The sequence below is a fragment of the Amycolatopsis sp. NPDC033938 genome (genome assembly GCF_055575975.1).
On sequence record NZ_JBVIRO010000017.1, the window covers coordinates 49,780 to 65,698 of the forward strand.

General features: G+C 66.8%; 17 protein-coding genes. 7 read left to right on the plus strand and 10 right to left on the minus strand.

What is annotated here, in order from left to right:
• The first annotated feature begins 195 nt into the window (after positions 1 to 195).
• Both ACZ5ZX_RS32395 and ACZ5ZX_RS32400 read left to right on the plus strand, forming a co-directional pair.
• Positions 196 to 1,518 carry a cation:dicarboxylate symporter family transporter gene (locus tag ACZ5ZX_RS32395; protein ID WP_465505881.1) on the plus strand — a complete coding sequence of 441 codons (1,323 nt, stop codon included), beginning with the start codon at positions 196 to 198 and terminating at the stop codon, positions 1,516 to 1,518.
• 81 nt (positions 1,519 to 1,599) lie between these two features.
• Positions 1,600 to 2,181, plus strand: a complete 582-nt coding sequence (locus ACZ5ZX_RS32400; protein WP_465505783.1) for a DUF6000 family protein — start codon at positions 1,600 to 1,602, stop codon at positions 2,179 to 2,181.
• Here ACZ5ZX_RS32400 and ACZ5ZX_RS32405 read toward each other — a convergent pair.
• Entirely contained in the window at positions 2,171 to 2,572 is a 402-nt protein-coding gene (locus ACZ5ZX_RS32405) for a winged helix-turn-helix transcriptional regulator (protein WP_465505784.1), read from the minus strand. The genes ACZ5ZX_RS32400 and ACZ5ZX_RS32405 overlap by 11 nt on opposite strands.
• 115 nt (positions 2,573 to 2,687) lie before the next feature.
• Here ACZ5ZX_RS32405 and ACZ5ZX_RS32410 point away from each other — a divergent pair, with 115 nt between their 5' ends.
• Positions 2,688 to 4,106 (plus strand): MFS transporter, encoded by a 1,419-nt coding sequence (locus tag ACZ5ZX_RS32410; RefSeq protein ID WP_465505785.1) that lies wholly within the window; start codon positions 2,688 to 2,690, stop codon positions 4,104 to 4,106.
• Here the strand turns inward: ACZ5ZX_RS32410 and ACZ5ZX_RS32415 are convergent.
• The 4 genes from ACZ5ZX_RS32415 to ACZ5ZX_RS32430 are packed head-to-tail and all read right to left on the minus strand — an operon-like array spanning position 4,076 to position 6,534.
• Positions 4,076 to 4,795, minus strand: a complete 720-nt coding sequence (locus tag ACZ5ZX_RS32415; RefSeq protein WP_465505786.1) for a carbon-nitrogen hydrolase family protein — start codon at positions 4,793 to 4,795, stop codon at positions 4,076 to 4,078. The genes ACZ5ZX_RS32410 and ACZ5ZX_RS32415 overlap by 31 nt on opposite strands.
• A gap of 10 nt (positions 4,796 to 4,805) precedes the next feature.
• Positions 4,806 to 5,279: an SRPBCC family protein gene (locus ACZ5ZX_RS32420; protein ID WP_465505787.1), complete on the minus strand. Its 474-nt coding sequence runs from the start codon at positions 5,277 to 5,279 to the stop codon at positions 4,806 to 4,808.
• Positions 5,276 to 5,986, minus strand: coding sequence for an anti-sigma factor family protein (locus tag ACZ5ZX_RS32425; protein WP_465505788.1), 711 nt, complete (start codon positions 5,984 to 5,986; stop codon positions 5,276 to 5,278). Before ACZ5ZX_RS32425 ends, ACZ5ZX_RS32420 begins: the two co-directional genes overlap by 4 nt.
• Positions 5,983 to 6,534: a sigma-70 family RNA polymerase sigma factor gene (locus ACZ5ZX_RS32430; protein ID WP_465505882.1), complete on the minus strand. Its 552-nt coding sequence runs from the start codon at positions 6,532 to 6,534 to the stop codon at positions 5,983 to 5,985. Before ACZ5ZX_RS32430 ends, ACZ5ZX_RS32425 begins: the two co-directional genes overlap by 4 nt.
• Positions 6,535 to 6,801: 267 nt before the next feature.
• Here ACZ5ZX_RS32430 and ACZ5ZX_RS32435 point away from each other — a divergent pair, with 267 nt between their 5' ends.
• The gene (locus ACZ5ZX_RS32435) at positions 6,802 to 7,443 is read left to right on the plus strand and encodes a fibronectin type III domain-containing protein (protein ID WP_465505789.1); all 642 of its coding nucleotides are present in this window, start codon (positions 6,802 to 6,804) and stop codon (positions 7,441 to 7,443) included.
• A 73-nt stretch (positions 7,444 to 7,516) separates the two neighbouring features.
• On the opposite strand, the gene uvrA is transcribed toward ACZ5ZX_RS32435, so the two are convergent.
• Together uvrA and ACZ5ZX_RS32445 are read right to left on the minus strand one after the other, a co-directional pair.
• Positions 7,517 to 10,372, minus strand: coding sequence for an excinuclease ABC subunit UvrA (gene uvrA / locus ACZ5ZX_RS32440; protein WP_465505790.1), 2,856 nt, complete (start codon positions 10,370 to 10,372; stop codon positions 7,517 to 7,519).
• Between the two features lie 77 nt (positions 10,373 to 10,449).
• A complete protein-coding gene (locus ACZ5ZX_RS32445; RefSeq protein WP_465505791.1) occupies positions 10,450 to 11,685 on the minus strand; it encodes an acyltransferase family protein in 1,236 nt (411 codons plus the stop codon).
• A 108-nt stretch (positions 11,686 to 11,793) separates the two neighbouring features.
• Between ACZ5ZX_RS32445 and ACZ5ZX_RS32450 the strand changes: the two genes are divergently transcribed.
• Positions 11,794 to 12,471: an MBL fold metallo-hydrolase gene (locus ACZ5ZX_RS32450; RefSeq protein ID WP_465505792.1), complete on the plus strand. Its 678-nt coding sequence runs from the start codon at positions 11,794 to 11,796 to the stop codon at positions 12,469 to 12,471.
• 67 nt (positions 12,472 to 12,538) lie between these two features.
• Positions 12,539 to 13,807: a hypothetical protein gene (locus tag ACZ5ZX_RS32455; RefSeq protein WP_465505793.1), complete on the plus strand. Its 1,269-nt coding sequence runs from the start codon at positions 12,539 to 12,541 to the stop codon at positions 13,805 to 13,807.
• Positions 13,808 to 13,871: 64 nt separating this feature from the next.
• Here ACZ5ZX_RS32455 and ACZ5ZX_RS32460 read toward each other — a convergent pair whose 3' ends face one another.
• Positions 13,872 to 14,276 (minus strand): type II toxin-antitoxin system VapC family toxin, encoded by a 405-nt coding sequence (locus ACZ5ZX_RS32460; RefSeq protein WP_465505794.1) that lies wholly within the window; start codon positions 14,274 to 14,276, stop codon positions 13,872 to 13,874.
• On the minus strand, positions 14,269 to 14,547 hold the full coding sequence (locus tag ACZ5ZX_RS32465; protein ID WP_465505795.1) for a type II toxin-antitoxin system Phd/YefM family antitoxin: 279 nt from the start codon (positions 14,545 to 14,547) through the stop codon (positions 14,269 to 14,271). Before ACZ5ZX_RS32465 ends, ACZ5ZX_RS32460 begins: the two co-directional genes overlap by 8 nt.
• A gap of 355 nt (positions 14,548 to 14,902) precedes the next feature.
• Between ACZ5ZX_RS32465 and cutA the strand changes: the two genes are divergently transcribed.
• Positions 14,903 to 15,283 carry a divalent-cation tolerance protein CutA gene (cutA, locus tag ACZ5ZX_RS32470; RefSeq protein ID WP_465505796.1) on the plus strand — a complete coding sequence of 127 codons (381 nt, stop codon included), beginning with the start codon at positions 14,903 to 14,905 and terminating at the stop codon, positions 15,281 to 15,283.
• A 21-nt stretch (positions 15,284 to 15,304) separates the two neighbouring features.
• Here cutA and ACZ5ZX_RS32475 read toward each other — a convergent pair whose 3' ends face one another.
• Positions 15,305 to 15,466 (minus strand): hypothetical protein, encoded by a 162-nt coding sequence (locus ACZ5ZX_RS32475; RefSeq protein WP_465505797.1) that lies wholly within the window; start codon positions 15,464 to 15,466, stop codon positions 15,305 to 15,307.
• Between the last annotated feature and the right edge of the window lie 453 nt (positions 15,467 to 15,919).

Consider the following 15,919-nt stretch of genomic DNA (forward strand, 5'->3'; position numbering starts at 1 on the left):
TACCAGCACACCGGCCGGACGGCCGCTCAGCCCGCCCGGCCGGAATTCCCCGGAAACCCCGCGCGCGAACTCAATGAACACAACCGTGACCCAGCTCACCTGTCCGGGTGATAGTGACCGGCAATCCCGGACATCCCTGAGCTGGAGGCAAAGGTGCCTACAACGCCCGAAGCGGCGCCGCGTCGCCGAGACAAGATGCACTACCTGTACCTGGCCGTGATCGCCGCCGTGGTCCTCGGCGTCATCGTCGGTTTCGCCGCGCCAGGTCTGGCGAAGGAGCTCAAGCCCCTCGGCACGGGCTTCGTCAACCTGATCAAGATGATGATCTCTCCCATCATCTTCTGCACCATCGTGCTCGGTATCGGATCGGTGGCGAAGGCCGCGAAGGTCGGCAAGGTCGGGTTGCTCTCGCTCGGCTACTTCCTGATGATGTCGACCTTCGCGCTCGCGATCGGTCTCGTCGTCGGCAACCTCCTGCACCCGGGCGAGGGCCTGCACCTCGACCCGGCGGCGGCCGCGAAGGCCCACACCCAGGCCGAGGGCGGCGAGGGCACCGTCGACTTCCTGCTCGGCATCATCCCGAAGACGATGGTTTCGGCGTTCACCGAAGGCCAGGTGCTGCAGACCCTGCTGGTCGCGCTGCTCGCCGGATTCGCCGTGCAGAAGCTGGGCCGGAAGGGCGAACCGATCCGCCGCGGCATCGAGCACATCCAGCGGCTCGTGTTCCGGATCCTCGCGATGATCATGTGGGCCGCCCCGATCGGCGCGTTCGGCGCCATCGCCGCCGTCGTCGGCGAAACCGGCTGGGGCGCGCTGCGCAGTCTCGCCGTCATCATGATCGGCTTCTACCTGACCTGCCTGGTGTTCGTGTTCGGTGTGCTCGGCTCGGTCCTGTGGATCGGCGCGCGGATCAACATCTTCACGCTGTTCCGCTACCTCGGCCGCGAATTCTTGCTGATCGTGTCCACTTCGTCGTCCGAGTCGGCCCTGCCGCGCCTGATCGCGAAGATGGAGCACCTCGGCGTCTCCAAGCCGGTCGTCGGCATCACCGTGCCCACCGGCTACTCGTTCAACCTCGACGGCACGGCCATCTACCTGACCATGGCGACGCTGTTCATCGCGACCGCGCAGGACCAGCCGCTGTCGCTCGGTGAGCAGATCTCCTTGCTGCTGTTCATGATCATCGCCTCGAAGGGTGCGGCGGGCGTCAGCGGCGCCGGTATCGCCACCCTCGCCGGCGGGCTCCAGTCGCACCGGCCGGAACTGGTCGACGGTGTCGGCTTCATCCTCGGCATCGACCGGTTCATGTCCGAGGCCCGCGCGCTCACCAACTTCGCGGGCAACGCCGTCGCGACCGTCCTGGTCGGAACGTGGACCAAGGAGTTCGACCGCGAACGGGCCAACCAGGTCTTCAGCGGACAGGCCCCGTTCGACGAAGCCACCCTGCTCGACGAGCACGACCCGGCCCCCCACGAGGATCGTGACGACGACAGGGAGAAAGCCGTGGCACGCGTTTAGGCCACGGCAAGAATGAAACCGCGGTGCGAGGGTCCCCCGTCCTCGCACCGCGGTTCTTCGTTTTCTGGGAAACTCACGGGCATGCCGGACGCCATCGACCGCTACGTGCTCGCGCGGTACTCGAAGCTGCTGCACGGCAACTTCGAAGGAATGATGCGCGGCCCCGAACGCGAAGTCTTCCTGCGCGACCTGGCCGAGGACGCAGCACGGATCACCGACGACGAACTGGCGTTCCTGTTCGACCACGGCTGGCGGGAACGGATCACCGCCGCGTGGCTGATCGGCGCCGATCGGCGCACCGCCTGGCGCGGGCGGATCCGGGAACTGTTCCTGGAAAGCGGCTTGGTCTTCGCCGGCCAGGGCTACTGTTTCGCGCTCGCCCGGTTCGGCACCCTCGCCGACGCCGAGATCCTCGTGTCCTATCTGGACCACTACCTCGCCCGGCCGGAACTGCGCTACGACCAGGAGTGGGCGCTCGCCGCCCTGCACCACATCGACGCCGACCTCACCACCGCGTACACGTCCCGCTACCTGCGGCCGGGCGGCCTGTGGGAAAGCTGGTCGGCGACGAACAGCACGGACCTGGCGTTCCAGAAGTGGCACTTCGACCAGTTGTGCTCGCATGTCCAGCGTGCCGTGCACGCGGCAGGCGTCAGGCGCTGACCTTCTCGTCGTACACGACCCGGGACTCGGCGATCGAGTCACGGTGCCGCTCCGCCCAGTTCAGCAGGCCGCTCAGCGACGCGTAGAGCTCTTTGGCCATCGCTGTCGCCTCGTACTCCACCTTCGGCGGCACCGTCGGGTACACGGTGCGGACGAGCAGGCCGTCACGTTCGAGATTCCGCAACGTCAGGGTGAGCATCCGCCTGCTGATCCCCTCCACCGACCGCTCCAGCTCGGTGAACCGCACGGGACCGCGCATGGCCTCCAGCAGGATCCCGATCGCCCACTTCCCGCTGATCCGGTTGATCACCTCGAGCACGGTGCACGCTTCGAGTTTTTCCGGGTCGACCACGTTGGCCTGCGCGGTCACATCGGTGTTCCCCTGGGACATGAAAGTGCCTCCTTCCGGCAGGGAACAGAGTCACACAAGATGAGCGCTGTAACAAGTGATGCACCAAGGCATCACCTGGGGAAAGTCTCCACGGAATTCACAGAGGGGTACCTCCATGCCTCAACGCGCTCTCGCTCTCGCCGTACTCACCGCCGTTTCGCTGATGGTCGTCCTCGACGGTTCGATCGTCGCCGTCGCGCTCCCCGCCATCCAGAACGACCTCGGTTTCACCTCGTCCTCGCTCGCCTGGGTAGTGAACGCCTACTTGATCGCCTTCGCCGGGCTCCTGCTACTGTCCGGCAGACTGGGCGACCTGATCGGCCGAAAACGGGTGTTCCTCGCCGGGCTCGGCGTCTTCACCCTCGCCTCGCTGCTTTCCGGCATCGCACAGGACCAGACCCAGCTCATCGTGTTCCGCTTCCTACAGGGTGCGGGCGGCGCACTCGCTTCGGCCGTCGTGCTCGGCATGATCACCACGCTCTACCCGGAGCCGCGGGCGCGGGCGAAGGCCATCGGCGTCTACAGCTTCACCCAGGCCGCGGGATCGTCGATCGGGCTCATCGCGGGCGGCACGCTCACCCAGCTGCTCGACTGGCACTGGACCTTCTTCGTCAACCTGCCGATCGGCGTGGTCGCGCTGGTGATGGCCGTCCGGCTGCTCGAAACCGACCGTGGCGCGGGGCTACGCGGTGGCACCGACGTCACCGGCGCCGGACTGGTCACCGGCGGGCTGATGCTGCTGGTCTACACGATCGTCAAGGCCGAGGAGTACACCTGGGCCGACTCCCGCACCCTGGGCCTGCTCGCCGTGTCGCTCCTGCTGCTCGCCGGGTTCGTGCTCCGGCAGGCGAAGGCCCGCGAACCGCTGCTGCCGCTGCGGATCTTCCGCGTCCGGGCGGTGTCCGGGGCGAACACGGTGATGGTCCTGATGGTCGCCGGGCTGTTCGGCTTCCAGTTCATCACCGCGCTCTATCTCCAGCGGGTCCTGGAACTCGACGCGCTGAGCACCGGGTTCGCCTTCCTGCCCGCGCCGGTCTCGATCGCGGTGATGTCGCTGGTCTTCGCCGAGAAGCTGAACCACCGCTTCGGGGCGCGTGCGGTGCTCGTCACCGGGCTTTCGCTGGTCGCGCTGGCGCTCGGCTTCCTCGCCACCGTCGAAGCGGACGGGAACTACGCGACCGACGTCCTGCCCGCACTCGTCCTGATGGGCGTCGGGTTCGGCGCGGCGATGCCCGCGCTGATGGGGCAGGCGATGTCCGGGACCACACCCGCCGACGCCGGGGTCGCTTCGGGACTGATCAACACCACGCAGCAGATCGGCGCCGCGGTCGGTACCGCGGTCCTCGCGACCGCCGCCGCGTCCCGGACGGGATCACTGCTGACTGAAGGCGCGACCATGCCCGAAGCGCTGACCAGCGGCTACCGGAGCGCGTACGCGTTGAGCGCCGGGCTGCTCGCTCTCGCCGTCTTCGTCGCGGCCGTGGTCCTGCGTGGCCGCGTGGCTCAGGAAGCCTCCCCGGTGATGGTCGCGTAGGCCCATTCGGAGAGTTCGCCGCCGAGACGTACCTCGGCGGCGCCTCCGGGTTTCCAGACCCCGCTGCCGCCGAACGCGGCCATCCCGCCGGTCTTGCCGGAATACTGGGAAAGCACCACCCACATCCCGTGACCCGCCGCCACGCCGACCTGGTCGAGCAGCCGGTCTTCCTGGCCCTCACTGAAAAGCGCGCTGAGGACATAGACCTCGGCCCCGGCTTCGGCGAGTTCCCTGGGATGCTCCGGATTGGCGGCGTCGAGACAGATCGCGAGGCCGAGCCGCCTGCCGCCGACCTCGATGATCACCTGCCGCTCACCGGCGTCGAACAGCTCTTCCTCACTGTTGTGCAGGTTTCGTTTCGCATACGTGGCAACGGTTTCCCCTGCCGGTCCGAGGATGAGCGAACCGATGTACCGTCGCCCGTCCTCCAGGAGCGGGAGCCCGACGACGGCGTGCACCCCGCTGGCCCGGCAAGCGTCCCGGAGCGGTTCGAGACGCGGATCTTCCGGCGTCAGCCAGAGTTCTTCGTCGGCGGCGAGCGCCTCGAATTCGAGACCGGTCAGGGAAAGTTCGGGGAAGACGCAGAGATCGGCGTCCGCGAGACGCAGCAGCCTCGCGTGTTCGGCGATGTTCGCGGAGAGGTCGGCGGGGACGGTGAACGGCTGCACGGTGGCGACACGCAACGTCATACGCGGAACCCTAACCCGCGGGTGCGAGCAGATACCCCCGTAATCCGTGTTGCCCGCGTCGCATCATCAGCGCGTGATTGATCCGGAACACCGGCCTGGCGACCCGGTCGAGCTTGCGCAGCAACGGTTTCCTGGCCTCGACGTCCTGGGTGATCTCCAGCCGGGTGCCACTCTCCTCCGGGATCAGCGCGCCGGCCAGTGTTCCTTCCAGGTCTCCGCTGAGCAGCACCCGGACCCGGCCCTCGCGCTCGTCCTGCCGGTCACGGTGCATCCGCACTGTCAGCGCGTACGGCAGTCTCGACCGGCAAACGAGTTCGGCGGTGTCTTCGTCGACCTTGCTGACCGATCGGACGTCACGCCACCACAGCGGGTACGCGGCGAGGTCGACGACGGCGTCGAAAACGGCCTTCGGTGAGGCGGGAAGCACCCACGTGTCACGGAAGCGGTATCGACCGCTTCCGTGACCCGTGCGCGAGTCCGTCATACCCGCGCCGACACCAGGTTCCGGCCGTCCAAGGTCACGACGTCGACCGAGGCCACGTCGTCGGGGGCCACCAAGGCCGAACCGTCGATCCCCGTGCCTTCCCGTTCGCCCTTCGCCGAAACCAGCCAGCTGCCCGCGTTGACCCGTTCACCACTCTTGGTCACGACGACGAGCTGGCACTTCTCGCCTTCATGGACACCTTCGGCTTTCGCGTGAAGCCGGACCCAGCCCGCCGCCGGGACGACCCGGACCGCCAGCTGCGCCCCCGTGCTCCGGTCGGTGGCCGCGAGATCGCGGGTGCCCGGTACCGGCGCGGTCGCCGTCGGCACCGGCAAGGCCACCGTCGAGGGTTCCGGCGACGTCTGCCGCCCGACCAGCACACCCGCGCCCAGTGCGACGACGACCAGCACGGCCGCGCCCGCCACGGCGAGGAACCGGCGCGGCTTGCGCTCCTGGGCGCCTTCTTCTTCACGGACCTGACGCAGCGTGCGCTGGAGAAGCAGGTCGCCTCCCTCAGGCGGTCCTTCGAGGAACGCCTCCGGCGGCACCTCGTCGAGGTGATACCGCAGCTCCGCCAGCTCGCGCACCTCACGGCGGCACGCCGGGCAGTTCGCCAGGTGTGTCTCGAACGTGGCAGCTTCCAGCTGGGTGAGCCCACCGAGGACGTAGGCGGCGAGCTGGCCCTGATCGTGTCCCACCGGACTCATCGCGCTACCTCCTTCCCGGTTCCGGACATCACGGCTCTGAGCGCCCGTAACGCGTAATAAGATCTCGACTTAACGGTACCCGGGGCGACGCCCAAGGATCTCGCCGCTTCGGCCACCGTCCGGCCCCGGTAGTAGATCTCCACCAGAACCTCACGATGTTCCGTGGACAGGCCGTCCATCGCCCCGAGCACGGCCATCGAGTCCACGACGCTCTGCGCGTGGTCCCGCGACACCGCCGGGGTCGGCGCGCCTTCCTCGGGCTCCGGCACTTCCGGCGGCCGCGCCGCCCTGGCCCGCGCGCGGTCGGTGATGATGTTGCGGGCGACCGTGAGCAGCCAGCCCCGCACCGAACCCTTCGCGTCGTTCTCCAGGTCTTCGGCATGTTTCCAGGCCCGGACCAAGGTCTCCTGTACGACGTCCTCCGCGGCCGCGCGGTCCCCGGTCAGCCTCGTCGCGTACGCCAGCAGGCTTCTCCCGTGTTCGGCGTACAAGTGCCGGACCAGGTCCTCGCCCTTGGCCTTTTTCGGCCGCCAGCCACCGATCGCCACTCGTGTCCTCCCGACGGTCTTCTGGGTCGGCGAGGACAGTACTGCAACCCGCACGGGCAAGGTGGATCGTTCGGCGCGCGCCGCGATCGAACTGTGCATCGGCACCGGCCTCTCCTCGGTTCTCCATGGCCGCCTCCTCTTGCCTCCCACACGGACGGATTCGCGAAACGGTTCAACCGGGTCTTGCCGGGGGCTTGTCGATCATCGGGCGCGCTCGTATGCTGACGCCTCCGGACTCCGCCGCCTGATACCCGGGAGGGTCGAGGCGTGCCAAGGAAACTCGCGGCCGTTCTGTTGCTGGTGGCTTTCGTGTCGGGCTGCGGCGAAGAACCCGGTTTCCGCGCGACACTGACGGATCCGGTGAACATCGAGCTGAGCTGGCCGGACGACGATCCGGACGCCGCGGGCCGGATCGTCGAGTACACCACCGATCCGCACGGGGACTACACGATCCTGCGGTTCTTGCCGCCGCGGCAGACTTCCTACCGGCATCCGGACCTGATCCCGGAAACACGGTTCTACTACCGGATCCGGCCGTTCTACGGTGCCGTCTCGGAGGCAGTCACCGTCTCCGGGCCCGCTGGTTCCGGCTCGGCCGGGCCACCGGTCTCGCTGCGCACGGGTGGCCAGTCGGCCGCTCCCGCGGCCTTCCGGGCGGAGCCCGCCGCGGAGGAGATGGTGCGGTTCAGCTGGACGGACCGCTCCAGCGACGAGGACGGTTTCCTCGTGGAGATCAGGAAACCCGGGGCCGCCGAGTTCGTGCCCGTCGAGATGTCGGATCCGGGGACGACGTCGGTCGGGCTCGCTTCGCTGCCGGGCGAGGAGGGCTCCTCGTACCGGCTGCGCGCCTTCTACTACGGGGCCGCTTCGCCGGTGCTGGACCGGACCACGGGGAAGGCGCCCGTCTAGTGCCGATGTTATGAACGGGACTTTCATTGCAAATTTTGCAATGAAAGTCCCGTTCATAACACTTTGGGCGACCTCAGGCGAGAACGGTCTTCAGGAACTCGCCGGTGTAGCTCTCGGGAACCGAAGCGACGTACTCCGGGGTGCCCTCGGCGATCACGGTGCCACCACCGGAACCGCCCTCGGGGCCCATGTCGATGATCCAGTCCGAGGTCTTGATGACGTCGAGGTTGTGCTCGATGACGATCACCGTGTTGCCCTTGTCCACCAGCCCGTTGATCACGCCGATCAGCTTGCTGATGTCCTCGAAGTGCAGACCGGTGGTCGGCTCGTCAAGGATGTAGACCGTCTTGCCGGTGGACCGCTTCTGCAGTTCGCTGGCGAGCTTCACGCGCTGCGCCTCGCCACCGGACAGGGTCGGCGCGGGCTGCCCGAGCCGGACGTAGCCGAGGCCGACGTCGACGAGGGTGGCCAGGTGCCGGTGGATCGCCTTGATCGGCTCGAAGAACTCGGCCGCCTCTTCGATCGGCATGTTCAGCACGTCGGCGACGGTCTTGCCCTTGTAGTGGACCTCCAGGGTCTCCCGGTTGTACCGGTCGCCCTTGCACACCTCGCAGGGGACGTAGACGTCCGGCAGGAAGTTCATCTCGATCTTGATCGTGCCGTCACCGGCGCAGGCCTCGCACCGGCCGCCCTTGACGTTGAAGGAGAACCGGCCCTGCTGATAGCCGCGCACCTTCGCCTCGGTGGTCGCGGCGAACAGCTTGCGCACGTGATCCCAGACGCCGGTGTAGGTCGCCGGGTTGGACCGCGGCGTGCGGCCGATCGGCGACTGGTCGACGCGGACCAGCTTGTCGACACCGGCGAGGCCGTTGACGCGTGTGTGCCTGCCAGGGACCTGACGCGCGCCGTTGAGCTTGTTCGCCAGCACGGTCGCGAGGATGTCGTTGACCAGCGTGGACTTCCCGGAACCCGAGACACCGGTGACCGACACCAGGCAACCGAGCGGGAACGACACGTCGAGGCCGCGCAGGTTGTGCTCCCGTGCGCCGACGACGGTCAGCTGCCGCTTCTTGTCGACCGGCCGCCGGATCGCCGGGACCTCGATCTTGCGGCGGCCCGACAGGTACGCGCCGGTGATCGAGTCCTTGTTCCGCAGGATCTTCTTGTACGGTCCACTGTGGACGATGTGGCCGCCGTGCTCGCCCGCGCCGGGGCCGATGTCGACCACCCAGTCGCTGGAGCGGATGGTGTCCTCGTCGTGCTCGACGACGATCAGCGTGTTGCCGAGGTCGCGCAGCCGGACCAGCGTCTCGATCAGCCGGTGGTTGTCCCGCTGGTGCAGCCCGATCGACGGTTCGTCCAGCACGTACAGCACGCCGACCAGACCGGAGCCGATCTGCGTGGCGAGCCGGATGCGCTGGGCCTCGCCGCCGGACAGCGTCCCGGAGGCGCGGTCGAGCGAGAGGTAGTTGAGTCCGACGTCGAGCAGGAACCGCAGCCGCGCCTGGATCTCCTTGAGGACCGCGCCGGCGATCACCGTCTCCCGCTTGCCGAGTTCCAGTTCGTCGAGGAACTGCGAAGCCTCCGCGATCGAGAGCGCGCAGACCTCGGCGATCGACCGCTCGCCCTGTGTCTTGTGCTCCAAGGTGACGGCGAGGATCTCCGGCTTGAGCCGGGTGCCCTGACAGGCCGGGCACGGGACCTCGCGCATGTAGCCCTCGTACCGCTCGCGCATGTACTCGGACTCCGTCTGCTCCTGGCGCCGCTCGAGGAACGGGATGACGCCCTCGAAGGCCGCGTAGTACGAACGCTGGCGGCCGTAGCGGTTCTTGTAGCGGACGTGGACCTGCTCGTCGACGCCGTGCAGGACGGCCTTCTGCACCTTCGCCGGCAGCTTGCGCCACGGGGTGTCCATCCGGAAACCGATGGTCTCCGAAAGCGACTCGAGCAGCCGGATGAAGTAATCCGCGCTCTGACCGCCGGCCCACGGCGCGATGGCGCCCTCGCCGAGGGACAACTCGTCGTCCGGGACCACCAGTTCCGGATCGACCTCCTTGCGGACGCCGATACCGGTGCATTCGGGGCAGGCGCCGTAGGGCGCGTTGAAGGAGAACGAGCGCGGCTCGAGGTCCTCGATCGCCAGCGGGTGGCCGTTGGGGCAGGCCAGGTTCTCGGAGAAGCCGCGCACGCGATGCGGATCGTTCTCCGGCAGGTCGACGAATTCCAGCTCGATCAGGCCGTCGGCGAGCCGGAGCGCCGTCTCGACCGAGTCGGTGAGCCGCTGCCGTGAGCTCGTCTTCACCGAGAGCCTGTCGATGATGACGGCGATCTGGTGCTTTTCCTGCTTCTTCAGCTTCGGCGGGTCGGTGAGCGGGTGAACCGTCCCGTCGACCACGACCCGCGCGTAGCCCTGCTGCTGCAGGTTCTCGAAGAGGTCGAGGTACTCACCCTTGCGCCCGCGCACGACCGGCGCGAGCACTTGGAAGCGGGTGCCCTCCTCCATGGCGAGCACCTGGTCGACGATCTGCTGCGGGGTCTGCTTGCTGATCGCCTCCCCGCACTTCGGGCAGTGCGCCTTGCCCGCGCGGGCGTAGAGCAGGCGCAGGTAGTCGTAGACCTCGGTGATGGTGCCGACGGTCGAACGCGGGTTGCGCGAGGTGGATTTCTGGTCGATCGACACCGCGGGCGACAGGCCCTCGATGAAGTCGACGTCCGGCTTGTCCATCTGGCCGAGGAACTGGCGCGCGTAAGCCGACAGCGACTCGACGTAGCGACGCTGCCCCTCGGCGAAGATGGTGTCGAAGGCGAGGCTCGACTTTCCAGACCCGGACAGGCCGGTGAACACGATCAGGCTGTCGCGGGGCAGGTCGAGATCCACGCCGCGGAGGTTGTGCTCGCGGGCGCCGCGAACAACGAGGCGATCAGCCACGCCAGGGTCCCTTCAGGTTTCATTCTCAGCTGCGGTCGCCGGCCCGGTCGATAGCTGCACGGGCGGCCGCCTCCATGCTACGAGGCACCACCGACAGAAACCGGTTCCGAGTCCTTGACCTGCGGTTTTCCGGGCTTTTCGCGTCGATCTCGGCGAGCGGTGAGCCACCGGTGGACCGGCCGTTCCACGCCCGCGGTGACCGCCCAGCCCGCCAGCACGGCGGCGGCCAGCACGATGGGGAGACGCAACCAGCCGGGGACGCCGACGTTCAGCAGGGCACGGGCCAGGATGTAACCCAGTTCCTGGTGCACCAGATAAAGACCATACGAGATGCCCGCGAGCCAGGTGACAGCCGGGGCGATCCGGGCGAGGCCGGGGAACCGCCAGTCCGGCCCCCGCGCCGCGAAGCAGATGGCCACCAGCATGATCGCGAAGCCGACTAGCGAAGGCCAGCGCTCGGGATCGTTGGGCAGGGCCTGGTGGAACGGGAAGACCTGCAGGTCCTGCGCGGCGCAGGCGGCGAGCAGGAAGAGCGCGAGATGCCAGTGCGCCAGCCGCCGTTTCGCCCACAGCCAGATCGCGATCCCGATGGCGAAGACGTGCACGCGGTGCAGGCCCAGGCCGTAGAAGAAGGTTTCGACGAGCTTCGGCGTGGAAGCCGGGTCGAACACGACGAACCGGAGGAACAGCGGGACCAGGATCAGTGCCCAGAGCAGCCCGACGGTGAGCCGGTGGGTGCGCCAGCGCCGTGGCCACAGCAGGGCGGCGGCGGTGAACGCGATGAGCTGGACCGGCAGCGTCCAGTAGGCGCCGTCGAGGTAGTAGAAGAGCTCGTAGCGCCAGCCCCATTCCTGGACCATGCCCAGGTTGGCGAGCAGATCGGAGCCGGTGGGGATGTACCACGGCGACGGATCGGTCGGCGGGCCCTCCGGGACGCCGAACAGGAACCCCGACAGGCCGGGCGGGAACGACAGTCCGCTGAACCGGATCGTCGCGTACCGGGCGACGACGTAGGTGACGGCCACGGCGACCAGGTAGGCGGGCACCAGCCGCGCGACCCGGTTCCACAGCCACCGCCGAGGTTCACCCTTTCGAAGGCTCGCGCACACGAAGAAGGCGGAGATCACCAGAAGGATGGCCGCACCGAACTGCGCGGTCACCCGAAAGGGGTACCCCACCAGTTCGGGATGCAGAAGCGCACCCTGGTGGGTCACATGCCCGAGCATGACCGCGAAGACGGCGACCACGCGAAGCAGGTCCCAACTGATCCGGCGCGGAGTCCGCGTTCCGGTCGGCGGCGAAGGGTCGGGCACGGGTGTCCTGATGGTTCGGCTGGCGGGGCGACGCGAGCCTACGTCCCACGCCTGTGCGTCGCCTGTGCGGGTGGAACCGATTGCAGGCGAACGACTACCGTGTGCGCTGTGAACATCGTCGAGACCTACACCGGGCATGTCGAGCCCGGCGGTGACGCCGCCCGTCGCACCCTGGACGCGCTCACCATCACGAAGCTGTCGGTCGGTCCGATGGACAACAACGCGTATCTGCTGGTCTGCCGCGCCGAGAACGAGGCGCTGCTGATCGACGCCGCGAACGACCCGGAACGGATCTCCGACCTCATCGGCCACGGCCCCGACCGGCCCGCGCTGAAGACCGTCGTGACCACCCACCAGCACCAGGACCACTGGCAGGCCCTCGGCGCCGTCGCCGGCGCGAACGGCTCGAACACCGCCGCCCACCCGCTGGACGCCGACCCGCTGCCGATCCCGCCGGACTTCCTGGTCGAGCACGGCGACACGGTCAAGGTCGGACAGGTCACCCTCGAGGTGATCCACCTGCGCGGCCACACCCCCGGCTCGATCGCGCTCCTGTACCGCGACCCGGCCGGGCACCCGCACCTGTTCACCGGCGACTCGCTGTTCCCCGGTGGTGTCGGCAAGACGAACTCGCCGGAAGACTTCAAGTCGCTGATCGACGATGTCTCGTCGCGGATCTTCGATGAGCTGCCGGATGAGACTTGGTTCTATCCGGGGCACGGAGACGACTCGACGCTGGGTGAGCAGCGGCCGCATCTGGCCGAGTGGCGCGAACGCGGTTGGTGAGCTGACGACGTTCCCGAACGGGGAATACAACCTGGCTGGAACCCTCGTTTGCTGAGACACTGGAGATGTGGATCTTGAGCAGGCGAGGAAGGTTGTCGGTTCGTACGCTTACCTACACGGAGAAAGCAGTTACGGGCTCATCCGCCGCGTCATGAACGCGCCGGGTTTCGTCAATCCTGGCAAGACCCTGTCACCCGCCTCCAGCCTGCAAAAAGGTGTAGTGCTTCGCCCGGTCGAAGCACTACACCAACTCGCTTATGCGACAGCGCCGCGCTACCAAGACGATGTGCTCGACATGTACACGCAATGGGGACTCCTGCGCTATTTGGGTTTCTTCGATGTCGTCGACAAGAAATCACGACGCCTCAAGGTGAGCGACGCGGGCTGCCGTATTGCAGGCAACCAGCGACGCGTGACGTCCGAGGAGATGGGCATCGCATTCGGCGGCCTCCTGGCTCGCCGATGGTTTGCTTGGACCGGCGCAGGCCGCGCTCCTGTCAGCATCGTCGACGTGGATGCGACATTGGACGATCGCTATGTTTTCGCAGGGGGAGCGCCACGCGCAGTGCGGAAAAGTGGAAAGAACCGCCCCGACTATCTCCTTGTCGCCGCCGACCCTCACGCCAGAAACCATTACAGAATCCGCACGCTAGAATGCAAGGGGACCAAAAGTCGCAGCACGGCGATAAGGCAGCTACAAAAGGCGGTTCGGCAACTCGACGGCATCACCGTCGACGGGAAGATTCCCTCCGGCATTGCCACTTCCATAATTGCCTCCAACGGCGCGCTTTCCTACCTCGCAATCGATCCCGCCGACGAGGAAGAGCCCAAACACGAAGTCAGCTCGACCTGGATCAACGAGGCTGGCCACTTTCGTTTAGGAGAAGACACCAGAGATCTGTCCTCACACGCACTCACGAACGCTGCAGTGAGAGCATCATGGGCAATGCTCGCCGACTTCGGCGGCAACTTCACCGGACTCGAACGCTGGATGCCCGACGTCATGCGCAACCGGCTCACGCGTCGCCCACGAGACCGCGTAAACTTTTCCACGCCATTCGGAAACGCCGTCGGCACCAGCGTTACATTCAGCTTCGCGGGAAGGCAGATCACGGCCAGGCATGCGATCAGCGAATCTGTCGACCAAACGCTCGGTCAAGACAGAGCCGAACCTGTCATCGAAGCCCAGGTTACCTTCGCCGAACAGTTACCCCAGCCCGAATATGAAACCATTGAACAGTTATCTCGCCCTGAAGAGCAAGTGGAGCCAGATGACTCGAACGAGTTCTACTCGGCTACATCCGACGGGTCGATCTTCTCACTGAGCTTCCGATAAGCAATCGCGCTTGCTCATGTAGCGCCCACCTGCCAAACCAGATCGGCGGCCCGTTCGACGCCGTTCAGACCGCGACGACCTCGACCATGTTGCCCAAACCTTTGAAGTCATCAGCGTTGCGAGTATAGAGCGGCAGAGCCCGCGAAGACGCGATGGCAGCGATCATCAGATCCATCCGCCGAGGTCGCGGATCCCGCTTCCCCGCGAGGACGAGCGCGACCAATGTTCCATACCGGGCAGCGGCGTCACCGTCGAACGGAAGCGGGGCGAAGTCGACGATCGCGGCACCGAGCTTCTCAGTGCGCGCGGCGCGAACCGCGGCATCCTTCGCCATCGCCACCCCTTGATGGAGCTCGGCCATGGTGACAGCGGTGAGTTCCGGGATCTTCGGCAGTGCAGCAGCGTCAAGCAGGCCAAGGTCAATGTAGGTGCAGGTGTCAAGCACACCTGCTTCATGACGCTCAGCCACGACCCTGCTCCCCCACGTCGTCAGAATCAACACGGTCTTCGGTACCGAAGAACTCGTCAGCCTCTTGCCTCATCTGAGCCGCCTCGACCTTTGGCAACCCTCGATGCTTCTGGACCAACTCCTCAGCGGTCCGACGCCGTCTACGAGGTATCGGCCGCAGCTCGGCCACCTCGACCCCGTTGCGGGTGACGTGATAAACCTCGCCGGCCTCGACGGCGTCCATGACAGCAGCGGAGTTGTTACGAAACTCGCGCTGGGTGATCACCTTCATGAGACGAGTGTAGCCCGGTGTAGCTCCTGGGGCTACAAAGGCTGATTTGTTGGCCGATGACGCGATACGCCCTACCCCGGCCGTATCGGCACGACCGGTTCGCCGGAGAACTTCAAGGCGCTGATCGACGCCGTCTCGTCGCGAACCTTCGACGAGCCGCCGGACGAGACTTAGTTCCATCCGGGGCATGGGGACGACTCGACCCTGGTGAGCAGCGGCCGCAGCTGGTTGAGTGGCGCGAACGCAGCTGGTGAGCTTTACGGCGATACGGAACGGGGGCTGCCTAACACACAGGCAGCCCCGTTTCGTGTGCTCGCACTGTACTTCGGTCGGCCATGCCGCCCGGCATCTCCAGGTGCCGGGCGTTCTGTTGTCCGGCCACGAACCAATCTCCATCCCTACTCTGATCGTCATGACCGTTCATCTTGTCGTGACCACAGCAACCCCTGATCGGGAATCCGGCGAGAAGCTGGCGGGTTCGGCCGTCGCCGCGCGCCTTGCGAGCACCGCGCAGGTCGTCGGCCCGGTCATGTCGTTCTTTTGGCACCTTGGCGAAAGCGGCCAGGGCGAGGAGTTCAACGTGTCGTTCAAGACGACCGATGCGCGCTACGCCGAACTGGAGGCGCACATCATCGAAAATCACCCATGGGACAAGCCGGAAGTGACGGCCGTCGAACTGGTCCGCGGTTCGGCCGACTACTTGGCATGGGCCGAGGAGTCGACCCGGCCCCGCTAGACCTCCAGCCGCGCAAGCAGGTCAGCGACGACAGGAGTTGAGCGGTGGCGGGCCAGGCATCGCGCCACGATGTCGATCCGGCGCGAGGTTGAGCGCACGGTCGGCTTCCTGCGCCTTCCCCGCCGTCGCGTGCGCCCAGACGTTGCCGCGCACGCGATCTGCCCGTGGTCGAATGCCGTCCATCCGGCCTGCTGCTGTTCGGAGAGCAGCGCGAACATGTCTCGCGGATCAGCGGTAGCCGTCGCCGAGAAACGACGACGGCGCTTCCGGCATAACTGCCCTGAAGCATGCCCAGTCAAGAAGGTGGCCTTCGGCGAGGATGGGTCGACTATCCGTCATCGCGTTTCGCTCAGCCTCCAAAACCGCCGCAAAACGACGGCGAGGCCGAGAATCGGTTCATGCGCACAGCCCCGAGAAATGAGCAGGTTAACGGCGGTGCTCCTCGCGGGAGGCGCCAAAGCCCCTCTTCTACGCGAGGGATCTCCGGCGTGCGGCGTCCGTCAGTCATCGGCGGCTGACGGAGATGCTGGTCGTGTTGGGTAATCGCGGTTGGATCGCCCATGAGTTCGACAAGTCCGCAGCCGAAGGGCGGCCGTATTACATGCTCACCGACACTGGTCGGCGCGAACTGATCGG